The sequence below is a fragment of the Pseudomonadota bacterium genome (assembly GCA_039028935.1).
Lineage (GTDB): Bacteria > Pseudomonadota > Gammaproteobacteria > Steroidobacterales > SZUA-146 > SZUA-146.
On record JBCCHD010000030.1, the window covers coordinates 15,614 to 36,866 of the forward strand.

General features: G+C 56.5%; 19 protein-coding genes and 1 other RNA gene. 19 read left to right on the top strand and 1 reads right to left on the bottom strand.

What is annotated here, in order from left to right; translation table 11 throughout:
• Positions 1-251: 251 nt before the first annotated feature.
• The 18 genes from AAF465_13110 to lpxC all read left to right on the top strand — a co-directional run bounded on the left by AAF465_13110 (position 252) and on the right by lpxC (position 19,774).
• The gene (locus AAF465_13110) at positions 252-812 is read left to right on the top strand and encodes a hypothetical protein (GenBank protein ID MEM7083663.1); all 561 of its coding nucleotides are present in this window, start codon (positions 252-254) and stop codon (positions 810-812) included.
• A 133-nt stretch (positions 813-945) separates the two neighbouring features.
• Positions 946-1,315: RNase P RNA component class A (gene rnpB / locus AAF465_13115), an RNA gene on the top strand.
• A 565-nt stretch (positions 1,316-1,880) separates the two neighbouring features.
• Positions 1,881-2,336 carry a division/cell wall cluster transcriptional repressor MraZ gene (gene mraZ, locus AAF465_13120; protein ID MEM7083664.1) on the top strand — a complete coding sequence of 152 codons (456 nt, stop codon included), beginning with the start codon at positions 1,881-1,883 and terminating at the stop codon, positions 2,334-2,336.
• Positions 2,337-2,340: 4 nt separating this feature from the next.
• Positions 2,341-3,270, top strand: a complete 930-nt coding sequence (gene rsmH / locus AAF465_13125; protein MEM7083665.1) for a 16S rRNA (cytosine(1402)-N(4))-methyltransferase RsmH — start codon at positions 2,341-2,343, stop codon at positions 3,268-3,270.
• Between the two features lie 11 nt (positions 3,271-3,281).
• Positions 3,282-3,542, top strand: coding sequence for a cell division protein FtsL (gene ftsL, locus AAF465_13130; GenBank protein ID MEM7083666.1), 261 nt, complete (start codon positions 3,282-3,284; stop codon positions 3,540-3,542).
• Between the two features lie 4 nt (positions 3,543-3,546).
• Entirely contained in the window at positions 3,547-5,295 is a 1,749-nt protein-coding gene (locus tag AAF465_13135; protein ID MEM7083667.1) for a penicillin-binding transpeptidase domain-containing protein, read from the top strand.
• The gene (locus tag AAF465_13140) at positions 5,292-6,806 is read left to right on the top strand and encodes a UDP-N-acetylmuramoyl-L-alanyl-D-glutamate--2,6-diaminopimelate ligase (GenBank protein ID MEM7083668.1); all 1,515 of its coding nucleotides are present in this window, start codon (positions 5,292-5,294) and stop codon (positions 6,804-6,806) included. The genes AAF465_13135 and AAF465_13140 overlap by 4 nt, the downstream gene beginning before the upstream one ends.
• Complete coding sequence (murF, locus tag AAF465_13145; protein ID MEM7083669.1) at positions 6,799-8,196, top strand: UDP-N-acetylmuramoyl-tripeptide--D-alanyl-D-alanine ligase; 1,398 nt, start codon at positions 6,799-6,801, stop codon at positions 8,194-8,196. Before AAF465_13140 ends, murF begins: the two co-directional genes overlap by 8 nt.
• Entirely contained in the window at positions 8,190-9,275 is a 1,086-nt protein-coding gene (mraY, locus tag AAF465_13150; GenBank protein MEM7083670.1) for a phospho-N-acetylmuramoyl-pentapeptide-transferase, read from the top strand. The genes murF and mraY overlap by 7 nt, the downstream gene beginning before the upstream one ends.
• An 8-nt stretch (positions 9,276-9,283) precedes the next feature.
• The gene (gene murD, locus AAF465_13155) at positions 9,284-10,714 is read left to right on the top strand and encodes a UDP-N-acetylmuramoyl-L-alanine--D-glutamate ligase (GenBank protein ID MEM7083671.1); all 1,431 of its coding nucleotides are present in this window, start codon (positions 9,284-9,286) and stop codon (positions 10,712-10,714) included.
• Positions 10,711-11,958 (top strand): putative lipid II flippase FtsW, encoded by a 1,248-nt coding sequence (gene ftsW, locus AAF465_13160; protein ID MEM7083672.1) that lies wholly within the window; start codon positions 10,711-10,713, stop codon positions 11,956-11,958. Before murD ends, ftsW begins: the two co-directional genes overlap by 4 nt.
• Complete coding sequence (gene murG / locus AAF465_13165) at positions 11,955-13,037, top strand: undecaprenyldiphospho-muramoylpentapeptide beta-N-acetylglucosaminyltransferase (protein MEM7083673.1); 1,083 nt, start codon at positions 11,955-11,957, stop codon at positions 13,035-13,037. Before ftsW ends, murG begins: the two co-directional genes overlap by 4 nt.
• A complete protein-coding gene (gene murC / locus AAF465_13170) occupies positions 13,034-14,452 on the top strand; it encodes a UDP-N-acetylmuramate--L-alanine ligase (protein MEM7083674.1) in 1,419 nt (472 codons plus the stop codon). Before murG ends, murC begins: the two co-directional genes overlap by 4 nt.
• On the top strand, positions 14,449-15,411 hold the full coding sequence (locus AAF465_13175; GenBank protein ID MEM7083675.1) for a D-alanine--D-alanine ligase: 963 nt from the start codon (positions 14,449-14,451) through the stop codon (positions 15,409-15,411). The genes murC and AAF465_13175 overlap by 4 nt, the downstream gene beginning before the upstream one ends.
• Entirely contained in the window at positions 15,401-16,198 is a 798-nt protein-coding gene (locus tag AAF465_13180; GenBank protein MEM7083676.1) for a cell division protein FtsQ/DivIB, read from the top strand. Before AAF465_13175 ends, AAF465_13180 begins: the two co-directional genes overlap by 11 nt.
• Positions 16,191-17,420 (top strand): cell division protein FtsA, encoded by a 1,230-nt coding sequence (gene ftsA, locus AAF465_13185; GenBank protein MEM7083677.1) that lies wholly within the window; start codon positions 16,191-16,193, stop codon positions 17,418-17,420. The genes AAF465_13180 and ftsA overlap by 8 nt, the downstream gene beginning before the upstream one ends.
• Positions 17,421-17,475: 55 nt before the next feature.
• Positions 17,476-18,624 (top strand): cell division protein FtsZ, encoded by a 1,149-nt coding sequence (ftsZ, locus tag AAF465_13190; GenBank protein MEM7083678.1) that lies wholly within the window; start codon positions 17,476-17,478, stop codon positions 18,622-18,624.
• A gap of 238 nt (positions 18,625-18,862) precedes the next feature.
• Positions 18,863-19,774, top strand: a complete 912-nt coding sequence (gene lpxC / locus AAF465_13195) for a UDP-3-O-acyl-N-acetylglucosamine deacetylase (GenBank protein MEM7083679.1) — start codon at positions 18,863-18,865, stop codon at positions 19,772-19,774.
• A 96-nt stretch (positions 19,775-19,870) separates the two neighbouring features.
• Here lpxC and AAF465_13200 read toward each other — a convergent pair whose 3' ends face one another.
• A complete protein-coding gene (locus tag AAF465_13200) occupies positions 19,871-20,212 on the bottom strand; it encodes a DciA family protein (protein ID MEM7083680.1) in 342 nt (113 codons plus the stop codon).
• Between the two features lie 35 nt (positions 20,213-20,247).
• Between AAF465_13200 and AAF465_13205 the strand changes: the two genes are divergently transcribed.
• Positions 20,248-21,183: a peptidoglycan DD-metalloendopeptidase family protein gene (locus AAF465_13205; protein ID MEM7083681.1), complete on the top strand. Its 936-nt coding sequence runs from the start codon at positions 20,248-20,250 to the stop codon at positions 21,181-21,183.
• Positions 21,184-21,253: the final 70 nt, after the last annotated feature.

Genomic DNA, 21,253 nt, shown 5'->3' on the forward strand with positions numbered 1-21,253 from the left:
AAACCCCGAAATGTCGGCGTTTTTTGGTTTCAACGTTAACCAAAACCCGATCGATTCGGACGATTTTTGCGTCGATTACGACGTTAGGGATGCGAATCGTAGATTTATGTGCGTTTTCCAAAAGTTATGTGAAATTCGATAGTGCGGTTGACGATTCACTGGGCTATCATGTCTCGGCGTTTGGGATAGGGGAAACTCTGAACCAGCGTGAACAACGTTGTTATTAATAATAAATACATCGGGGATCTTTCATGTTTAAGAAAACACTCTCTGCACTGTTTGTTGCTCTGGTGGCCTCTGTGTCACTCGGCGCTCAAGCAGCTACTTTGACAATCACAGGCGAAGTGACCACTGCGGGTGGCGCGTTTGTTGCTCTGACGCCAATCGGCACACCAGTTGGTGGTCCGATCGTCGTTGACGACACGGCCCTTGCGTCTGGTTCAATCGGCATTGCTGACATCATCTCAATCGATGTCAATGTTGGTGGTTTCTGCTTCGCAACCGGCGCTGGCGACTGTGGCGGCATGGGCACCATTGTGCCAATCACGTCGATCGACAGCGCAGCCATTACTGGCAGCAGCGGTACGCTGGGTGGTTCGTTCTCAGTAACGGCCTTCTCACCGACCTTCATGGTTTCGATTCCAATCGTGTTTGACCTGGACGCCGGCACCTTCTCTGCTGATGGTGGCGCTCTGGGTACCGTTGGCGGTACCGTTTCGGTAGAAGCCCCTGCACCCGTTCCAGTGCCAGCAGCTGTTTGGCTGTTCGGTTCTGCTTTGCTCGGCCTGATGGGTATCCGTCGCCGCGCCTAAGTGCAGTATCGGTCTAACGACCAAAGAAGCCCCGTCAGGAAACTGGCGGGGTTTTTTTATGCCCGTCGCGTATCGCTTAGCGTGTGGTCGTGTCGGCTACAGATGGGCAAGTGGCCTATGGTACAGTGCGGGCGGAGTCAGCCAGGCAGTCGCGGCGAACGTATGCTGAATGCGGTCGTCGAGGAAAGTCCGGGCTCCATAGGGCAAGGTGCCAGGTAACGCCTGGGAGGCGCGAGCCTACGGAAAGTGCCACAGAAAACATACCGCCTAAGCACGCTGTGCCGGTAAGGGTGAAATGGTGTCGGTAAGAGCGCACCGCGCCGATGGCAACATCGACGGCAGGGTAAACCCCACCTGGAGCAAGACCAAATAGGAAAGCGGCGGCTTCGGCTGCGATCGTGGCCCACGATGCTTTCGGGTAGGTTGCTTGAGCATACTGGCGACGGTGTGCCTAGATGAATGGCTGTCCACGACAGAACCCGGCTTATCGGCTGACTCCTTTTTCCCCTCGTTTCCTTCGACTAAAGCGGATGATCCTGCCGGTGCGATCGTCTCGTGCGATGCGAATCGCGTTGCGTGCGGGGCACTGGCGCGATCGCGAGCCAAAAACGCCGGGTTCGATTGGCCAGACGGTGGGCTCGACGCCGATTTCCTATGCGCACGCCCACACTATCCGTTTCCGCTCACTAGAAAGCTCTTAAAAACAGAGAGTTAAATATCAATAATTGATCAGAATCTTGCCGCTTTTACACCGCCCCTGCGCCGTTTTGACACGCATGCTCAACGGGATTGCGGAAGTTGAGGAGCGGAAGCCAATTGGCTGGTTCATTCGGGCGGTCATTTTAACGACTGAATGAACTTTACAGTCCGCCGCAAGTAACCATCCCAAGCTCATGATTTTCGGATGATTACATCGAAAAAAAACCCTAGAAAGGCGAGCTAAGTCCCTGTCAGTTCTACACTTTTCGCCTAAAAGCGGTTGACCGCAACCGACGCGCTAAATATAGTGGGAGAAAGTGGGAAAATGTGGGAATTAGTGGGATCGATTCGTCATCCTAAGTAACCGATATGTTTCGTGGAGCAACCAAAGTCACCCTCGACGCGAAGGGCCGCATGGCCATTCCGACGCGCTATCGGCCGTCTATTCAAGACGGCTGCGAGGGGCGTTTGGTTGTCACAGTCGATCGGGACTACTGCCTGTTGCTGTATCCGCTGCCTGTGTGGGAAGAGCTCGAGCGACGCCTGGTCAAACTGCCCAGCCTCAAACGAAAGGCGCGCAATCTTCAGCGACTGATGTTGGGTTACGCCACGGATGTTGAGCTGGATGGGCAAAGTCGAATCCTGGTGTCAAAAGAACTGCGCGAAGTAGCGAGCATCTCTCGCGTTGCCATGATGGTGGGTCAGGGTAACAAGTTTGAACTGTGGGATGAAGGGCTTTGGACCGCACGCCGTGATCAGTGGCTTGAGGACAGTCAGGATGACGATGCGGAGCTGCCTGAAGAACTGGCGACGTTGTCTCTCTAGTCTCGTGGATCATCACGCTCCCGTCTTGCTTTCCCAGTGCCTGGATGGGCTGGCGATAAAGAGCAGTGGCGTGTATGCCGACGGCACGTTTGGCCGGGGTGGCCACAGCGGAGCCATTTTAAAGCGACTCGATAGCGGTGGGCAGCTTATCGCGATCGACCGGGATGAAACGGCCATCGAATACGGTCGCGCACATTTTAAACAGTACAAACAGCTGACGCTGGTGAAACGCCCGTTCAGCGATTTGGGAGAGGTGATTGCCGAGTATTCGGCCTCCGGTATGGCGGATGGTGTGTTGCTCGATCTGGGTGTGTCGTCACCGCAGCTGGACAACCCTGAGCGCGGCTTCAGTTTTAGGCAAGACGGTCCGCTCGATATGCGTATGGATAGCACCACGGGTCAAAGCGCAGCGCACTGGTTGGCGTCGGCGGACGAAAAGGAAATTAAGTCAGTGATTAAAACCTTCGGGGAAGAGCGTCAAGCGCATCGCATTGCGCGAGCGATTGTGAAGCGACGCGCGACGGGCCCCATCACGCGGACACTCGAACTTGCCGAGTGTATAGAGGCGGCGGTGCCGCGCCGCTACGAACAACGGATTCATCCCGCAACAAAATCGTTTCAGGGTATTCGTATTTTTATAAATGACGAGTTGGGTCAGCTTAAGAAAGTACTGCACGACATGTTATCCGCGTTGTCGATCGGTGGGCGCTTAGCCGTGTTGAGCTTTCACTCATTAGAAGATCGCATGGTAAAGCGCTTTATGCGTGATCAATCACGTAGCGACATTATGTACTCGGGTTTGGATCAGGTGCCCGATGAGGCGCGCGCCAAACTTCGACTAATCGGCAAGCAAGTTCGAGCGGATGAAAAAGAAACCGCAGGCAACCCGCGTGCGCGCAGTGCCGTGCTACGTGTTGCGGAGCGCATTTTTTGATGGCGCGCTGGATGATGATGTCGCTGATTCCGTTGCTGGCACTGGCGGTGTTGGCCACCGGCATCGGCTGTGTGTATGTGCGCCATGAGGCGCGCAAGTTATTTGTTGAGTTGCAGGAGCTCGAAGCAGAGCGCGATCGACTACAGATTGAATGGGGTAAGTTGCGCATCGAGCAAGGCACTTGGGCATCCCATGGTCGCGTTGAAAACATGGCGCGAAGCGAACTCAATATGGTTGAGCCCAAACCTGATTCGGTGATGGCGATTCGGTAGTACCGTGAGTAAAAAACAACACGCAAAATCGATTTATTCTCCATGGCGTGAATCCTTCACGTTACTGGTGTTCGCGCTGATGGCTGTATCGCTCATTGGTCGGGCGGTGTATCTGCAGGTCATCGCTAAAGACAAACTTGTGGGACAAGGGGACGCACGGCATTTGCGCATTGCGAAATTGTCCGCCCATCGCGGCACGATCTACGATCGTCACGGCGAACCACTGGCGGTGAGTACACCGGTTGATTCCATTTGGGCCAATCCGCAGGAATTTGCAGAGAAAGTCGATCAGATCGACGCCCTAGCGGCCGCGGTTAATCGCGATTCGCAGTGGCTGTTGCGTCGAATCACGCAAAACATGCACCGCGAATTCGTCTATCTGCGCCGGCACATGCCACCGGTCGAAGCGAGCGCGGTGCTCGATCTTGGCTTGCCGGGCATTTACACGTTACGCGAATATCGTCGCTACTATCCTGCGGGCGAAGTTGCCGGTCATCTGATCGGCTTTACCGATGTGGATGATCAGGGGCTTGAAGGCATCGAACTCGCTTTTGATGCATGGCTGCGAGGCGAGTCCGGCGCCAAACGCGTGATGAAAGACCGGCTCGGGCAAATTATCGCGAATGTGGAGAGTATTCGTGCGCCTGAGCCCGGCAAAGACCTGGTTACGTCGATCGATCTGAATATTCAATATCTGGCGTACCGTGAGTTGATGCGTGCAGTCCGGCGTCATGATGCGAAATCAGGGTCGGTGGTCGTGGTCGATATTCCGACCGGCGAGGTGCTCGCGATGGTGAATCAGCCCGGTTACAACCCCAACGACCGAAACCAATTTAATGCGTCGCGATATCGAAACCGGGCCGCAACCGATATTTTTGAGCCTGGGTCCAGTCTCAAGCCATTCATCGCGGCGGCCGCACTCGAATCGGGGCAGTATTCGCCCGCGTCGCCGATCGCGACAGCACCAGGTTATATGAAGGTTGAGCAGCTTTTAGTCGAGGATGTCGCCAATTTCGGTGATCTTGATTTAACCGGCGTGCTCACCAAGTCGAGCAATGTCGGTGTTGTCAAAGTGGCGATGAGCATGGAAGCAGAGCAGCTTTGGCAAACGCTGTCCCGTCTGGGTATTGGCGAGCTCACGACGAGTGGCTTTCCAGGCGAGTCCGCGGGTCTGCTGACTAGTTTCCAACACTGGGGGTCGATTACACAAGCGACCCTCGCATTCGGTTACGGCGTGTCTGTCACGCCGCTTCAGCTGGCACAAGCGTACGCCACGCTCGGATCGGGTGGTGTCCATCGTCCCGTGTCGTTCGTTGTGCGTGAAAACGACAGTCTTGATCGGCGCGTGATGGACGCCAGCATCGCGGCGCAGGTGATCGAGATGCTCGAAACGGTGACGCAAGAGGGTGGCACCGGTACGTTGGCGGCTGTCAATGGCTATCGGGTTGCAGGGAAAACCGGAACGACCAAGAAATTCACCGCTGGTGGTTATGCGGACGGTCAGTACGTGTCGGTGTTTGCGGGGATTGCCCCAGCCAGTGCGCCACGCTTTGCGGTGGTGGTGGTGATCGAAGAGCCGAACGCTGGCGATTACTACGGGGGTGATGTCGCCGCCCCGGTGTTTGCTAACGTTATGAGTAATTCGTTGCGCTTGTTGTCGGTCGTGCCCGACACGGACGATCCAGCGCAGCAACGGCAGCTGGTGCACGAGCGATTCAATCGTCATAACGGTATTCAGGCGGACGCGCAATGACCGCGACCATCGAAACCTGGCATCGAAGTTTGGCGCAGTTGCTCGAGGGTATCGTTGACCAGGTGCCAGAGTGCGCCATCGAATTTGTCACATTAGACAGTCGCCAAGTTAAACCGGGTAGTCTATTTCTGGCAACGAGCGGGATCCGTCGGCACGGCCTTGAATTCGCTCAGCAGGCTTTCGCTAACGGCGCAGCGGCCGTTCTCTACGAGCCAGTAAAAGGGATCGTGCCGCCGACGGCGCCCCCGGGCAAGGTGGTGCTGCCAATCCATCATTTGAGCGCGCATATCGGCGCGATCGCGTCTCGGTTTTTTGATGAGCCGTCGATCGATCTCAATATCTGTGGTGTGACCGGAACCAACGGTAAATCCAGTGTCACACATTTGGTTGCGTCCGCGCTGCGCCTGTGTGGACAGCGTTGCGGGCAGATGGGCACGCTTGGGTTTGGGTTGACCGATCCGCTCACGTCGAGTGAGTTTACTACGCCTGACGCGGTGTCGGTGCAGCAACGCTTGGGATGGCTCCGCGAACAACGGGCATCGCATGTGGCGATGGAAGTGTCCTCGCACGCGCTGGACCAGCATCGCGTGAACGCGGTGGGTTTTGACGTCGCGGTGTTCACGAATCTGAGTCGTGACCATCTGGACTATCACGCTGACCTCGCTGAGTATGCCGCCGCCAAAAAACGCCTCTTCGAACAATTTCCAATTACGCGTGCGGTAATCAACATTGATGACGCGTATGGTCGCGAGCTGCACGCGTTTGTGCGGGAGTTCAGTCCGGTCACAGTAATCACGAACGATTCGGCGCAAGCGGCGGAATTTGACGAGGTATTGGTGGCAGGCAATATTCAGACTCAAGTGCACGGCCTCGCTTTTGATGTCGCCGGTAGTTTTGGGCAAGGTCGGGTCGAATCGAGTCTGCTGGGTCGATTTAACGCGGCGAATATTTTGTCTGCGTTGGGCGTTTTGCTTCATTGGCAGATTCCCTTTGACCAAGCGCTTGCGGCGCTGTCGCGCGTGAAAGCGCCTGCCGGACGAATGGAGTCGTTTGGGCGGGATAGCGATGCTCAGTTTGTGGTGGACTATGCGCACACGCCTGATGCGCTCGATAACGCCCTTCGCGCACTGCGACCGCATTGTGAGGGTCGACTATGGTGTGTGTTTGGCTGTGGTGGGGATCGCGATCGAGGCAAACGTCCGTTGATGGCCAGAGCCGCCGAAATGGCCGATCAGGTGATCGTCACCAATGACAATCCGCGTTATGAAGACCCCGAGACCATAATCGAAGAGATCATGGTTGGTTTTACGTCTCATGAGAACGTGCATGTTGAGCCCGATCGGGCACGGGCTATTACGCGAGCGGTCGACAATGCACGAACCGGCGATATTGTGTTAATTGCCGGCAAGGGGCACGAGAGTTATCAAGTGGTCGGCAGCGACCGACTCGAGTTTTGTGATCGCAAACTGATCAGCGAGCTGCTCCAGCGCTCGGGGGTGCCCCATGAGTAATGGTCGCATGAGTGAGTTTGCGCAAATCACTGAAGGGATGCTGAAGGGAGAAGACTGCATCTTTACCGGAGTCTCGACCGACACGCGCTCGCTAAAAGGCAATGACCTGTTTATCGCGCTTAAAGGCCCGACATTCGATGGTCATGAATTCTTAACCCAAGCCCAAAAGTTAGGTGCGTCTGGGTTTGTGGTGAGTCAAGATGGGTGTGAGCATGTTCCACATGTTCGCGTAGAGGATACGCGCAAGGCACTCGGCGCGTTCGCGGCTGCGTGGCGTCAACGTTTCTCAATACCTGTTGCTGCGATCACCGGTAGCAATGGTAAGACGTCGACCAAGGAGATGTTGGCCGCCATTCTAAGTGTTCGCCACGCGACTCACGCGACCAGCGGCAATATGAATAATGATATTGGCGTGCCGTTAACGCTGCTCGCATTGAAACGCAGTCATCAGGCGGCGGTCATTGAAATTGGAACCAATGCGCCGGGTGAGATCGGCTATCTGACCAACTTGGTGACGCCTACGGTGGGCGTTATTACGAACGCGTACTCGGCGCATCTAGCCGGACTGGGCACACTCGAGGGCGTGGCCGAAGAAAAAGGTGCGCTCCTCGCCGGGTTGTCCGCCGACGCGACGGCGGTTATAAATGCCGACGACCGTTTTGCCGAACAGTGGCGGGACCGCACGTCCGCTGAAACCGTGCTCACGTTTGGTGAACATGAAGACGCCGATTTCCGATTCAGTGATCTCAATCAGTCCGTTGATCAAGAGCGGGCGAGATTGGAGTTCACATTGCATACGCCGATTGGTCAGCGACCGGTGACCTTGCCACTCGCCGGTAAGCACAATGCGCGCAATGCCGCGGCAGCGGCTGCCGTCGCCTTCGCTATGGGTGCCACGCTCGATGAGATACAGGCTGGGCTCGCGGCAGCTAATGGTGTCGCCGGACGCATGCAAATCCAGATGGCACGGTGTGGGGCGCGCATAATCGATGACAGTTACAACTCCAATCCTGCCTCAGCTCGTGCCGCCATTCGTTTCCTTACCGAACAAAAAGAACCTGGATGGTTGGTGCTTGGCGAGATGGGTGAGCTGGGCAGTAATGCGCCCGACATGCACGCCAGTATCGGCAAGCTCGCTTATGAGCTCGGCGTGGAGCGACTGTTCGCGGTCGGATCGCATAGCCGTGCCGCGGTGGCTGCGTTTGGTAAAGGAGCGCTTTGGTTTGAAACGGTTGAGGAGCTTGAGCGGGCGCTGAACCGAGAGTTACGGCTTGGTGTGAACGTGCTTATCAAAGCCTCACGCGCAATGCGCCTCGAACGACTCACCGACGCACTGTGTCGCCCACCCGAATCACTCACGTCCTCATCAAGCGGAGCAGGCGCATGCTGATTATTCTCGCGGAATATCTCGAGCAGTATTACTCCGGCTTCAATGTGTTTGGCTATCAGACGATGCGTGCCATTCTGGGGGCGCTGACCGCGTTATTAATGTCTTTCATTGTTGGGCCCATGATGATACGTCGGCTGAGTGCGTATCAGATCGGCCAGAATGTGCGTGATGACGGGCCTGAGACGCACTTTGTGAAAGCCGGCACACCGACGATGGGTGGGGCGTTGATTTTAGTGTCGATTGCGGTGAGCACGCTGTTGTGGTCCAACCTCAGTAATCGCTATGTATGGATCGTTCTTTTTGCCACGCTTTCATTCGGTCTGATCGGATTTGTTGATGACTATAAAAAGTTGGTTCTGAAAAACTCGAAAGGTCTGAGCGCCCGAGCAAAGCTGATCAGCCAGACACTGGCCGCGACGGTCACAGCCTATTGGCTCTATGCGACAGCTGTTAACCCCGCCGTAGAGCTGGCGCTGCACGTGCCCTTTTTCAAAGACGTTATGGTGCCGCTGGGCATATTTTATATCGCTACCACCATTTTTATGATTGTGGCCTTTAGCAACGCAGTGAATCTCACCGATGGTCTCGATGGGCTAGCCATTATGCCGACGGTGATGGTAGGCGCGGCGCTCGGAATCTTTGCTTACGCGTCAGGCAATGTGAATTTTTCCAATTACTTGAGTATCCCGTACATTGCGGGCTCGGGTGAAATGCTGATCTTTTGCGCCGCACTTGGCGGCGCGGGTCTGGGGTTTTTGTGGTTCAACACCTACCCCGCTCAGGTGTTCATGGGGGACGTCGGTGCGTTGGCGCTCGGTGCTGCCTTGAGCGTTGTGGCGGTAGTGGTTCGTCAAGAGCTGGTGCTCGCCATTATGGGTGGCGTGTTTGTGATGGAAACGGTGTCGGTGGTGCTCCAAGTGGTGTCCTACAAGTTAACCGGCAAGCGTCTGTTCAGAATGGCCCCCATACACCACCACTACGAATTAAAAGGTTGGGCCGAACCCAAGGTGATCGTGCGCTTTTGGATTATTACCGTAATCCTGGTGTTGGTCGGTTTGGCAACGCTCAAATTGCGATAGAGAACTCAATGACGGTCGATAACGCTTATCAGGACACCACGCAACGCGGCGTGGATTTAGTCGTTGGCCTGGGTGCCAGCGGTTACTCCTGTGCGCGATTTTTGACGCGTCAAGGTCGCGAGATTCGTGTGCTCGATAGCCGACTCGAACCGCCGTATGCGACGCGTCTGCGCGAGACGCTGCCGGATGTCGACGTGGCGTTTGGCGAGTTTGATGACGCCTCTTTGTCGGACGTGGGCCGAGTGATCACCTCGCCAGGTATTCCATCCAGTGTGCCGTTGCTGCAGCGCGCGTTTGAGCAAGGCTTAGAGGTGATCAGCGATATAGAGCTGTTTGCACAAGCGGCTCCGGCACACGTCGTAGGCATTACCGGTTCGAATGGCAAAAGCACCGTGACCAGTTGGATTGCGCATGTATTGAACGAAGCTGGATTCGATTGTCTGTGCGGCGGCAATCTTGGCGTGCCGGCTTTGGATCTACTCGATAACGAAATACCCGACTACTACGTGCTTGAACTCTCCAGTTTTCAGCTTGAGCGCACGCATACTCTGCATTTAAAAGCAGCAGCGATACTCAATATTGGTGTTGATCACATTGATCATCATGGCGACCTTGAGTCATATCAAAATGCGAAGTGGCGCATTCTTGATCATTGCGAAACAGCGGTGCTCTATGCGCCACTTGCTCAGAGTGCGCATTTTAGTGGCGTACAGGCACACGTACCCAATGTGGTGTTATACGGCGCCGATGCTGCTGGCGAACTCGTGGGCAACGAATCGAACGCAGCGCAATGGACTTGGCACTTGAGCTGGTCGGCTGCGCAGGCAGATGGGCAGCCGGGTCAAGGGTGGCTGTGCCGAGAAGGCCAGCGCTTGCTGCCCACTTCGGTGCTGAAGGTAATGGGACGTCACAACCATCTCAACGCGCTAGCGGTCTTGGCGTTGGCCGAGTGCTGCGGGCTCGAGTTTACGCAGATCGTTGAAGGCATGACTTCGTTTGCGGGTCTCGATCATCGGATGCAGTGGGTGGGCGAAAGTCGGGGTGTGACCTGGATCAATGACTCGAAAGGCACCAACAGTGATGCGACGATCGCCGCGCTCAGTGCGCTGGATGGTGGTGTCGTGCTTATTGCGGGTGGGCAAGCGAAGGGAGACGATTTTTCGCGGTTGGCGGACGCGCTCGTCGCCCAGCCACAAGTGAGCGCGGTGATATTGATTGGTGCCGATGCGGATCGTATTGAGCGCGCCCTGAGCGAGCGAGAATACGCGCACAACATCGTGCATGCTGCGTCGATGGAAGAAGCGGTTAGCCAGGCCGCGCGCCACGCGCGTGAAGGTGACACGGTTCTGCTGTCTCCCGCGTGTGCGAGCTTCGATATGTTCGATAACTATGAGGCACGCGGTGAGGCTTTCATGCAGGCATGGAGAGCGCTGATATGAAAACACCGCGCATCGCATTGCCCGTATGGCGCTTTGATCCGATTATGCTGACCATTACTTTGGCGCTGCTATTGATCGGGTTACTCATGATGTCGTCAGCGTCGATCACGGTTTCCGAGCAGGACTACGGCGATCCGCTGTTTCTCCTTAAGAAGCAGGCCGTGTTCACGCTTATAGGTCTTATCGGTGTGATCGCGGCGATGAGTGTGCCCGCTCGTTTCTGGCAATGGTCAGGCTATCTGTCGTTAATCGTCGCGTTTGTGTTGCTTATCGTAGTGCTGATTCCGGGAATTGGTCACACCGTAAACGGCAGTACCCGTTGGATTCGGCTCGGGTTTATGAACTTTCAGGCCTCAGAAGCAGCTCGGCTATTGATGCTGTTTTACCTGTGTAGCTACCTGGTGCGCCACAACGACCAGGTGCGTGAATCGTTTGCCGGATTTGCTAAACCCATGCTCTTTGTGGTTCTGGCAAGCTGCCTGTTGTTACTCGAACCGGATTTTGGCGCGGCCACGGTGCTACTCGGTGTCACACTGGGTGTGCTGTTCATTGGCGGCGTACGCTTTCGCCACTATGTGCTATTGGTGGTATTGGCGGTGGCCGCGATGGCGGCCATGGCAACATCGTCGACCTACCGCATGCAACGTCTGACGGCTTTTTGGGATCCGTGGCAGGACCCGTTTGGTAATGGTTTTCAACTCACCCAATCGCTCATTGCTATTGGGCGTGGCGAGCTGTTCGGCGTGGGCTTGGGCGACAGTGTACAAAAACTGTTTTATCTGCCTGAAGCCCACACCGATTTTGTTTTTGCCGTACTCGCCGAAGAATTTGGTCTCATGGGATCCGTGCTGGTCCTGGCGCTGTTTTTTGCACTGGTCGCACGCGGTTTCGCTATCGCGCGTCGCGCCATGCGCATGGATTTGCCGTTTCAAGGTTATTTGGCCTACAGCATTTCCATTTGGTTTGCCCTGCAGTCGTTTATCAACATTGGCGTGAATATGGGCGCATTGCCCACCAAAGGCCTGACTCTGCCGCTCATGAGCTACGGCGGAAGCAGCCTGATCATGTCGATGGTGTCTGTGGGTATTTTGCTGCGCATTTATCACGAGGTAGCGGGTGTTGAATCGAAAGTCGATATGGCCCCGCTCATGGCGAGTAATGCAACGCGTAAAGCCGCCGCTAATGCGGCGCGAGCGACGGCTAAACGCGCGGCTAAAACCCGTGGACGGAGGGCGGCAGCATGAGTCGCATTCTGGTCATGGCCGGTGGCACAGGCGGGCATATTTTTCCAGCTTTGGCGGTGGCCAAAAAGCTCCGTGGCTTGGGGTGCGAGGTGCGTTGGCTTGGCAGTCAGGGCGGCATGGAACAACGACTCGTGGATAAAGCAGGCTTCGAGGGCGATTGGATTTCGGTCGCTGGCGTGCGAGGCAAAGGGTGGCGCACTAAGCTCTTGGCCCCATTTCGTCTGGTGGCCAGTGTTTGGCAGGCGCTACGAGTATTGCGTTTACGCCGACCGGATGCCGTGCTCGGTATGGGCGGTTTTGCGTCCGGCCCAGGCGGCCTTGCCGCATGGCTCACCCGGCGGCCGTTGATCATTCACGAGCAAAACGCCGTGGCGGGCACGACCAACAAAGTCCTGTCCCGACTTGCCGATAAAGTGTTTACGGCGTTTCCGCATGCGTTTGGAACGCGTGCACAAGCGGTTGTCGGTAATCCAGTGCGCGACGACATCATCGCGCTTCCAGTACCTGAGCAACGATTTGCCAAACGTGAGGGCGCATTGCGCGTGCTCGTACTGGGCGGTAGTCAGGGTGCGCTGGCGTTGAATGAGTATGTGCCTCGCGAACTGGCTGAGTGGGCCAAAACGCAGCCGATAAGCGTGCTGCATCAGTCCGGCGAGCGCACGTTTTCAACCGCCCAAGATGCCTATGAAGGCGCGCGACTCACGGTCAATGTCGTGCCGTTCATAACGGACATGGCCCAGGCGTACGGTTGGGCTGATTTGGCCGTGTGCCGTGCCGGTGCGCTGACGATCTCCGAACTCGCGGCGGCCGGGCTCGCGGCGGTGCTGGTGCCGTTTCCATTTGCCATAGACGATCATCAGACGCTTAATGCCGCGTATCTTGAACAAGTGGGTGCGGGGCGCATTCTCGCTGAGCGGGATTGTCAACCTGGTGCACTCGTGGCCATGCTCAAAGAAGTCGCGGACGATCGCGGGCGGCTTTTGGCCATGGCGACGGCGGCGCGTCACCAGCGCCAGCCCGACTCGGCGAATGTGGTCGCCGTGTCGTGCGTGGAACTCGCTTCGGGAGTGGCGCTATGAACGATCGCATGCGCCGTATCAATCGTATTCACTTTGTGGGCATCGGTGGCGTTGGTATGGGCGGCATCGCCGAGGTGCTGATCAATCTGGGCTATCTGGTGCAAGGGTCGGATTTGCACGAAGGCAGTGTGACGCGCCGACTTCAAAGCTTGGGGGCCACGCTGTTTATAGGCCATGACGCCGCGCATGTTGCCGAAGCGGATGTGGTAGTGGTATCGAGCGCCATTGCCGGCGGTAATCCAGAAGTAGACGAGGCTCATCGTTTGCGCATTCCGGTTGTACGCCGCGCCGAAATGCTCGGTGAACTGATGCGTTTTCGACACGCGATAGCGGTTGCCGGTACGCATGGTAAGACCACCACAACCAGTCTGGTGGCGAGCGTGTTGGCCGAAGGTGGTGAGGACCCCACCTTTGTCATTGGTGGGCAGCTTATTAGCGCCGGCAGTAATGCACGTCTCGGCGCGGGCAAATACTTGGTTGCCGAAGCCGATGAAAGCGATGCGTCGTTTCTGCACCTGCAACCGATGATTGCGATCGTCACCAATGTCGATGCGGATCATTTGGCGACATACGATAACGATTTTGAAAAGCTAAAGAGTGGTTTTACCGACTTTCTGCATAACCTGCCGTTTTACGGTCTCGTTGTGCTGTGCGGTGACGACGAAGGCGCAACGTCGCTCATCCCATCGATTACCCGCTCCGTTCTGACTTACGGCACGGGGCCCGACAACGACCTTCGCGCTGTGAATATTGAACGCGACGGTATGGTCATGCGCTTCGATGTGTTAAGCGAGACACACGACACGCTCTCAATCGAGCTCAACTTGCCCGGACTGCACAACGTGCGCAACGCGCTCGCGGCGATTGCCATTGCGCGCGAACTGAATATTGCCGATGAGGCCGTGGCCAGAGCGCTCAATCAGTTCGAGGGTATTGGTCGACGCTTTCAAGTGTATGGCGACATCGAGACGTCAGCCGGTCAGGTGTTGATGGTGGACGACTATGGCCATCATCCAACGGAAGTCGACGCAACCGTGCAGGCGGCCAATCGCGGATGGCCTGATCGTCGGCTTGTGGTGGTGTTTCAGCCGCATCGTTATACGCGCACGCGTGATTTGTTCGATGACTTTGCGCGCGTTTTGTCCAAGGCGGACGTACTGCTGTTGTGCAATGTGTATCCCGCCGGCGAAGCGCCGATTGCCGGTGCTGACAGCCGCTCATTGGCGCGTGCGATTCGTACGCGCGGTCAAGTCGAGCCGATATTGATCGATGATCTGGACAACTTACCGAATGTGTTGAGTGCGGTGCTCAAGGAACAGGATCTGCTGCTGACACTTGGTGCGGGCAGCATCGGCGGTGTAGCGGCAGCGTTACCAACAGCACTTCGCGCCTGTGCGGATGGGGAGGGAGCATGAGCCTACCTCCGTTACGTATTCAGGACCCAGCCGAGTTCGGCAAAGTAGCGGTATTGATGGGCGGCTGGTCGGCCGAGCGGGACATTTCGTTGCAAACCGGCACCGCCATTCTCGCCGCACTTCGGTCTCGTGGAATAGAAGCCCAGACGGTTGATCCACGTGACTCATTTCAAGCGGCGCTTCAGGATGGCGGATACGCTCGCGCGTTCATCGCGCTTCATGGGCGGGGTGGCGAGGACGGTACCGTGCAGGGTGCATTAGAGCTCTTGCAAATCCCCTACACCGGTAGCGGTGTGTTGGGGTCGGCAATCAGTATGGATAAGGTGCGCAGCAAACAGTTGTTTGAAGCAGCGGGTTTAGCCACACCCGGTTATCGACTTGTGCGCTTTGCTGATGAGCTTGACGACGCGGCCGCTGCACTTGGCTTTCCACTGGCGGTAAAGCCTGCACGCGAGGGGTCGAGTATCGGTCTAAACAAAGTGACGCGGGCTGACGAATTGCGTCGTGCATTTGATGCGGCGAACGCACTCGACACGCACGTTTTACTCGAACAATGGATCGAAGGGCCGGAGTATACGGCGGCGGTCATGAGTGGCGTGGTGTTGCCCATGATTCGTATTGAGACGCCAAACGTGTTTTACGACTATGAGGCCAAATATTTTTCGAACACCACGCAGTATCACTGTCCATGTGGACTCGATCCTGATACCGAAGCGCGCTACGCGCAGGACGTGTTGAATGCGTTCGAGGCGACCTCCGCGCGCGGTTGGGGTCGGGTCGATTTCATGACCGATAGCAACGGCAGCGCACTCATGTTGGAAGTCAACACGGTGCCGGGTATGACCGCTACGAGTCTTGTGCCGATGGCCGCCAAAGAGCTGGGCTGTTCGTTCGAGGAGCTTGTGTGGCGCGTCCTAGAGACGAGCTTATCCGACGAGGAGGCACGCCATGTGGACTAAACGGAAAAAAACCAATCGCATGCGCAAAGAGAAGAAAGTGCGTCGTGCACCGCAAATGCCGAAAGTGCAGTTCACAGGTGTGCAGCTCCCGCTGCGGTCTCTGGCTTTGTTTGCAGTAGTTGGGCTTGTTTCCGTGATTGCCTGGCGACTGGCGGACCGGCCGGTGAGCGCCATTTTAGTCAACGCGCCGTTCCAACGGGTGTCGGCGATGCAGATTGAAGCGGTGGTGCGGGCTGAATTGGGCCGTGGTTTGCTAACGACGGACCTGGATCAAGTCCGGGCCAAACTCGAAGCGCATGCCTGGGTCGACGAGGTGCGTTTGCGACGTCGTTGGCCTGACGCGTTGGAAGTCGGCGTTGTGGAACAACAAGCCGCCGCGAGATGGGGTGATTCCGGATTGCTGAATACGCGCGGTGAACTGTTTATTGAAGACACCGCTCGCGCGGTCAGTGAGCTGCCGCAGTTGATCGGCCCAAAAGGCGAAGAGACTCAGGTAGCGGCACGTTATCTGCAGCTTCACGCCACGTTGCTCAAACATGGTTTTCAGCTTCGTGCCGTCAGGCTGGATGAGCGCGGCGCGTGGCGACTGACGTTGTCATCGGGGCTTGAAGTGCGGTTAGGGAGAGAGTCGGTGGACGAGCGTGTCGAGCGGTTTCTAACGCTCGTGACACCGTTGATCGCGGGGCGAGCAGAACTGGTCGATTACATCGATATGCGTTACGCCAACGGCTTTGCAATTGGCTGGTCTGACAGCGAAGACGACACTGGGGAAGAGCAAGATGCCTAAACAAGAAAAAAATCTCATTGTGGGTCTGGATATCGGCACGTCTAAAGTAGTGGCGATTGTGGGTGAGATTAATGAAGAAGGTGAACTCGAGGTAATCGGCATCGGCACGAACCCGTCACGTGGGCTGAAGAAAGGTGTCGTCGTCAATATTGAATCCACCGTTCATTCCATTCGTCGCGCCGTTGAGGAAGCCGAACTGATGGCCGATTGCGAGGTGCACTCGGTGTATGCCGGGATTGCTGGGTCGCACGTTCGATCACTAAACTCACATGGCATCGTCGCTATTCGAGAGAAAGAAGTGTCGGCGTCTGACGTGGATCGAGCCATCGACTCAGCCCGCGCGGTCGCCATTCCAGCCGATCAAAAGACCTTACATGTGTTGCCGCAGGAGTTTGTCATTGATGGTCAAGAGGGCATCAAAGAACCAATCGGCATGCATGGTGTTCGCCTGGAGGCCAAGGTCCATATGGTGACCGGCGCAGCGAGCGCTGCACAGAACATCGTTAAGTGTGTCCAGCGCTGTGGGCTTGAAGTGGATGATGTGGTGCTCGAGCAGTTGGCGTCGAGTTACTCGGTATTGACCGAGGATGAGAAAGAACTCGGTGTGTGTCTGGTCGATATTGGCGGTGGCACAACCGATATTGCGGTGTTCGCGGGCGGTGCCATTCAGCATACGGCGGTCATTCCGATCGCGGGCGATCAGGTGACCAATGACATCGCCGTATCGATGCGCACGCCCACGCAACACGCAGAAGAAATCAAGATCCGGTACGCCTGCGCGCTGTCGCAGCTGGCCAATCCGGACGAAACCATCGAAGTGCCAAGTGTCGGCGATCGACCGCCGCGACGACTGGCTCGTCAAACGCTCGCCGAGATCGTTGAGCCACGCTATGAGGAGTTATTCAGCCTCATCAGTGAAGAGCTGCGCCGGTCTGGCTTTGAGCCTGTGATCGCTGCCGGCATCGTCGTGACGGGCGGTACAGCCAAAATGGAGGGTGCCGTAGAGCTGGCCGAAGAAGTGTTTCATATGCCGGTTCGCTTGGGCGTACCGCAACACGTTTACGGTTTGGCGGACGTCGTACGCAATCCCATCCATGCCACGGGTGTAGGGCTGTTGCTCTACGGTCGCGACAATATTTCCAGCCGGAACGTCGACTCGGGCGGCGTGGGCTTAAAGGATGTTTGGGAACGAATGAAATCTTGGTTTAGAGGCAATTTTTAGGTTTGGTTTTTTAGCAATCGTAATTAGATAAATAGGAACTCACTAGGGGACAATCATGTTTGAACTTATGGATTCGTACAGCGAAAACGCTGTCATTAAAGTAATCGGCGTCGGTGGCGGAGGCGGCAATGCCGTCGCGCACATGGTGCAGTCGGGCATCGAAGGCGTGGAATTTATTTGTGCCAATACCGATGCGCAAGCGCTGAAAAACGCCAAGGTAAAAACAGCCTTGCAGATCGGTTGTGACATCACCAAGGGCCTGGGCGCTGGCGCCAATCCGGACACCGGTCGACAGGCGGCGTTGGAGGATCGCGACCGCATTATGGAAGTGATCGAAGGCTCCGATATGCTCTTTATTACCGCCGGCATGGGAGGCGGAACGGGTACCGGCGCGGCGCCTGTGGTCGCACAGATCGCCAAGGAGATGAATATTCTGACGGTTGCCGTTGTGACGAAACCGTTCAATATGGAAGGTAAGAAGCGCAGCCACATCGCCGATCAAGGCATTGCTGAGCTTGGCAAGTACTGTGACTCGCTCATTACAATTCCCAACCAAAAGCTGCTGACCGTGCTGGGCAGCGATACCACGTTACTCAACGCCTTCCGCTCCGCGAACGAAGTGCTTCAAGGCGCGGTGCAGGGTATCGCTGAGCTGATTACGTGTCCGGGTTTGATCAACGTCGACTTTGCGGATGTGCGCACTGTGATGGCGGAAATGGGCATGGCCATGATGGGGTCGGGCTACTCCGAGGGCGCCGACCGCGCGCGCGAAGCGGCTGAAGCGGCCGTTTCCAGTCCGCTGCTTGAGGACATTAATCTGTCGGGTGCCAACGGTATCCTTGTGAATGTAACGGCCGGCATGGATCTGTCTATCGGTGAGTTTGAGGAAGTCGGTTCAACCGTCAAAGAGTTTGCGTCCGAAGACGCCACGGTGGTGGTCGGAACGGTGATCGACGCGGAGATGGGCGAGGGTATTCGTGTCACCGTCGTGGCGACCGGATTGGGCTCGCCCGTTGCGCGCGCGGAGACTCCCAATATGAAGGTCGTCGCGCCTCGGACGGCGGCCGGCGACGCAAACTACCGCGTGTTCGATCGTCCTACCCATGAACGTCGACGCGCGGCGGTGGGCGAGAGCCCCGTTGTCCTGCCTGATGAAGAGGAAATGCTTGATATTCCTGCATTTTTACGTCGACAAGCGGACTAAGGAATCCGGCGCAGTGCGCCTGATTACGACATTCCTTTGACGCTTTTGGAATAGTTCTAAGCGCATTGCTTGCGCTTTATGACTTGAATGTGTAAGGTTCCGCGCCTGCGGCCCTGGGTACGGGTCTGCGCGTGCACGGCAAAAAAACCACGCAGGGATTTTTGCGCGGCATCCGAGGTCTGAGTCTGTTCAGGATCGAACGGAAAGGGCTTCGCGCTATCAAATAGAGGTTGTTTTTATGCTGAGACAACGCACCCTGAAGAACACCATTCGCGCGACGGGCGTCGGCCTGCATACGGGCGAAAAAGTGTTTATGACACTCCGCCCGGCGGCGCCGGACAGCGGCATTATTTTTCGTCGTGTCGACCTTGAACAGCCGGTCGATATTCCCGCCAATGCGAATTACGTCGGTGACACCCAGCTGGGTACAACGCTGGTGAAAGACGGCGCCCGTGTGTCGACAGTCGAACACCTGCTCTCGGCCTTTGCGGGATTAGGTATCGATAATGCCTATGTCGACGTAAGCGCGCCGGAGGTGCCGATCATGGACGGCAGTGCCGGTCCGTTTGTGTTCCTGCTGCAGTCGGCCGGGATCGAACACCAAAATGTCGCTAAGAAGTTCATTCGCATTAAAGACAAAGTGCGCGTAGAAGATGGCGATAAATGGGCGGAATTTGTTCCGTTTAACGGCTTCAAAGTCGACTTCTCCATCGAGTTCGATCACCCCATATTTAAGCGGCATAGTCAGCATGCCTCGATCGATTTCTCCACCACGTCGTTTTTGCGTGAGGTCAGTCGTGCCCGCACCTTTGGGTTCATGCGCGACATTGAAGCGTTGCGCAGCCAGAATTTGACGCTGGGTGGCACACTCGACAATGCCATCGTGCTCGACGACTACCGCATCCTCAATGAAGACGGCTTGCGCTACGAGGACGAGTTTGTAAAACACAAGATTCTCGACGCGATTGGCGATCTGTATTTGCTGGGGCACAGCCTAATTGGTGCGTTCAAGGGTCACAAATCGGGCCACGAGCTCAATAACACCTTGTTGCGCACGCTTATGGCCACGCAAGAGGCCTGGGAAGAGGTGACTTTCGATGACGTGGCCAAAGCCCCGATCTCTTACGTAGGGACGGTCGCCCCCGCTTGATTCGCCTCGCGTCGATGGGTTCGGCCTGCGGGGCGATGGGCGACGTGCATAGAGAACCAAGGCCTGGGGCGTTAGGATGTGTCCCGAGCGCTACAATTATGTAGAATATCGGCTCTGGGGATCCTCAGGGGGAGGATTAGGCCGGACTTTCACGATGACCGTATCAGCGTCTAAATTGTGATCTGCAGCCAGGTTTTGCAGCAGCTTCTGTGCGTAGAATCGGATTCGGGCTGCCCAAGGTGCAGAATCGCAGATTAACGTGAGCGTGGCGTCGGTGAGACTCACCGCGATCACATGATCGCGCATCGGTGCCTCGAGTGCCTCGGCTACCTGATTACGCAGCGCGACTTGACGCGTGGCTTCTTTGGCCAGCGCGCTCAACTCTGGGTTTTGCCCGAGCAGCAAAGATTGAATAGACTTGGGCTCTTTTGCCGACATGAATCGACCATAACACGGGACACGCAGCAGACAGTATGATGAATGTAATTTTGTTCACCCGGCGTCGAAACGGCGTCTCCAGCCAACACGACCTGTCTCAACCCAAAATGCTGTTTGGAATTGCGTGCTCGGTAGTTCTGCTCGCCGCTGGCCTCTTTATGTCTGGCTTTCTGATCGCCGCGACTCAGCACGAGGTTGAACCCGACGTGCAGGTCGCACAAATGAAATCGGAGCTTGCCGCCAAACAGCGTGAGCTCGAATCGGCTCAGGCCGAAGCCCAGGAAAACCTACAAGCGCTGTCGGTGCGCATCGGTCAAATGCAGGCCCATGTGATTCGTCTGGATGCGCTTGGCCAGCGGCTCACACAAATCGCCGACCTTGGCGAAGGCGAATTCGATTTCACCAAAGCGCCGCCACGGGGTGGTCCTGAGCTGCCACTGGGCCGCGAGTTCATTGATCACAACGACTTTCTGGAGGGCCTTGACGACCTGTCTCACCTGATTGCCGACCGCGACAAACAGTTGGGCGTGCTTGAGAGCTTGATGCTCACCAAGCACCTAGAAGAAGAGACACACCCAGCGGGACGACCTGTGAAGGCAGGCTGGATCAGCTCGTTCTACGGCACTCGACGTGATCCGTTTACCGGGGCGCGGGCGCGCCATGCCGGTGTCGATTTTGCGGGCCGCGCGGGAGCCGAAATCATGTCAGTGGGCGCCGGTGTTGTCAGTTGGTCGGCGGATCGATATGGCTACGGCAATATGGTGGAGATCAACCATGGCAACGGGTATCGCACGCGCTACGCTCACAACCAGGAAAATTTGGTAGAGCTCGGTCAGAAAGTCGAGAAAGGTCAAGTGATTGCGCTGATGGGGTCCACGGGTCGGGCCACTGGACCGAACCTGCATTTTGAAGTGCTGCGCAACGGACGCCCGACCGATCCGGTCAAATTCATTGAGTCGCAGCGCCGGTAAGACCGCGCCGCATCCCCCGTACTAAAGTTTCTGTTTCGCGGCCGCGAGACTGATACAATTTCGACCTTTA

Coding starts and splice junctions, on each gene's coding strand:
- AAF465_13110 (MEM7083663.1), top strand. CDS start 252: ATGTTTAAGAAAACACTCTCTGCACTGTTTGTTGCTCTGGTGGCCTCT.
- mraZ (MEM7083664.1), top strand. CDS start 1,881: ATGTTTCGTGGAGCAACCAAAGTCACCCTCGACGCGAAGGGCCGCATG.
- ftsL (MEM7083666.1), top strand. CDS start 3,282: ATGATGATGTCGCTGATTCCGTTGCTGGCACTGGCGGTGTTGGCCACC.
- AAF465_13140 (MEM7083668.1), top strand. CDS start 5,292: ATGACCGCGACCATCGAAACCTGGCATCGAAGTTTGGCGCAGTTGCTC.
- murF (MEM7083669.1), top strand. CDS start 6,799: ATGAGTAATGGTCGCATGAGTGAGTTTGCGCAAATCACTGAAGGGATG.
- mraY (MEM7083670.1), top strand. CDS start 8,190: ATGCTGATTATTCTCGCGGAATATCTCGAGCAGTATTACTCCGGCTTC.
- murD (MEM7083671.1), top strand. CDS start 9,284: ATGACGGTCGATAACGCTTATCAGGACACCACGCAACGCGGCGTGGAT.
- ftsW (MEM7083672.1), top strand. CDS start 10,711: ATGAAAACACCGCGCATCGCATTGCCCGTATGGCGCTTTGATCCGATT.
- murG (MEM7083673.1), top strand. CDS start 11,955: ATGAGTCGCATTCTGGTCATGGCCGGTGGCACAGGCGGGCATATTTTT.
- murC (MEM7083674.1), top strand. CDS start 13,034: ATGAACGATCGCATGCGCCGTATCAATCGTATTCACTTTGTGGGCATC.
- AAF465_13175 (MEM7083675.1), top strand. CDS start 14,449: ATGAGCCTACCTCCGTTACGTATTCAGGACCCAGCCGAGTTCGGCAAA.
- AAF465_13180 (MEM7083676.1), top strand. CDS start 15,401: ATGTGGACTAAACGGAAAAAAACCAATCGCATGCGCAAAGAGAAGAAA.
- ftsA (MEM7083677.1), top strand. CDS start 16,191: ATGCCTAAACAAGAAAAAAATCTCATTGTGGGTCTGGATATCGGCACG.
- ftsZ (MEM7083678.1), top strand. CDS start 17,476: ATGTTTGAACTTATGGATTCGTACAGCGAAAACGCTGTCATTAAAGTA.
- lpxC (MEM7083679.1), top strand. CDS start 18,863: ATGCTGAGACAACGCACCCTGAAGAACACCATTCGCGCGACGGGCGTC.
- AAF465_13200 (MEM7083680.1), bottom strand. CDS start 20,212: ATGTCGGCAAAAGAGCCCAAGTCTATTCAATCTTTGCTGCTCGGGCAA.
- AAF465_13205 (MEM7083681.1), top strand. CDS start 20,248: ATGATGAATGTAATTTTGTTCACCCGGCGTCGAAACGGCGTCTCCAGC.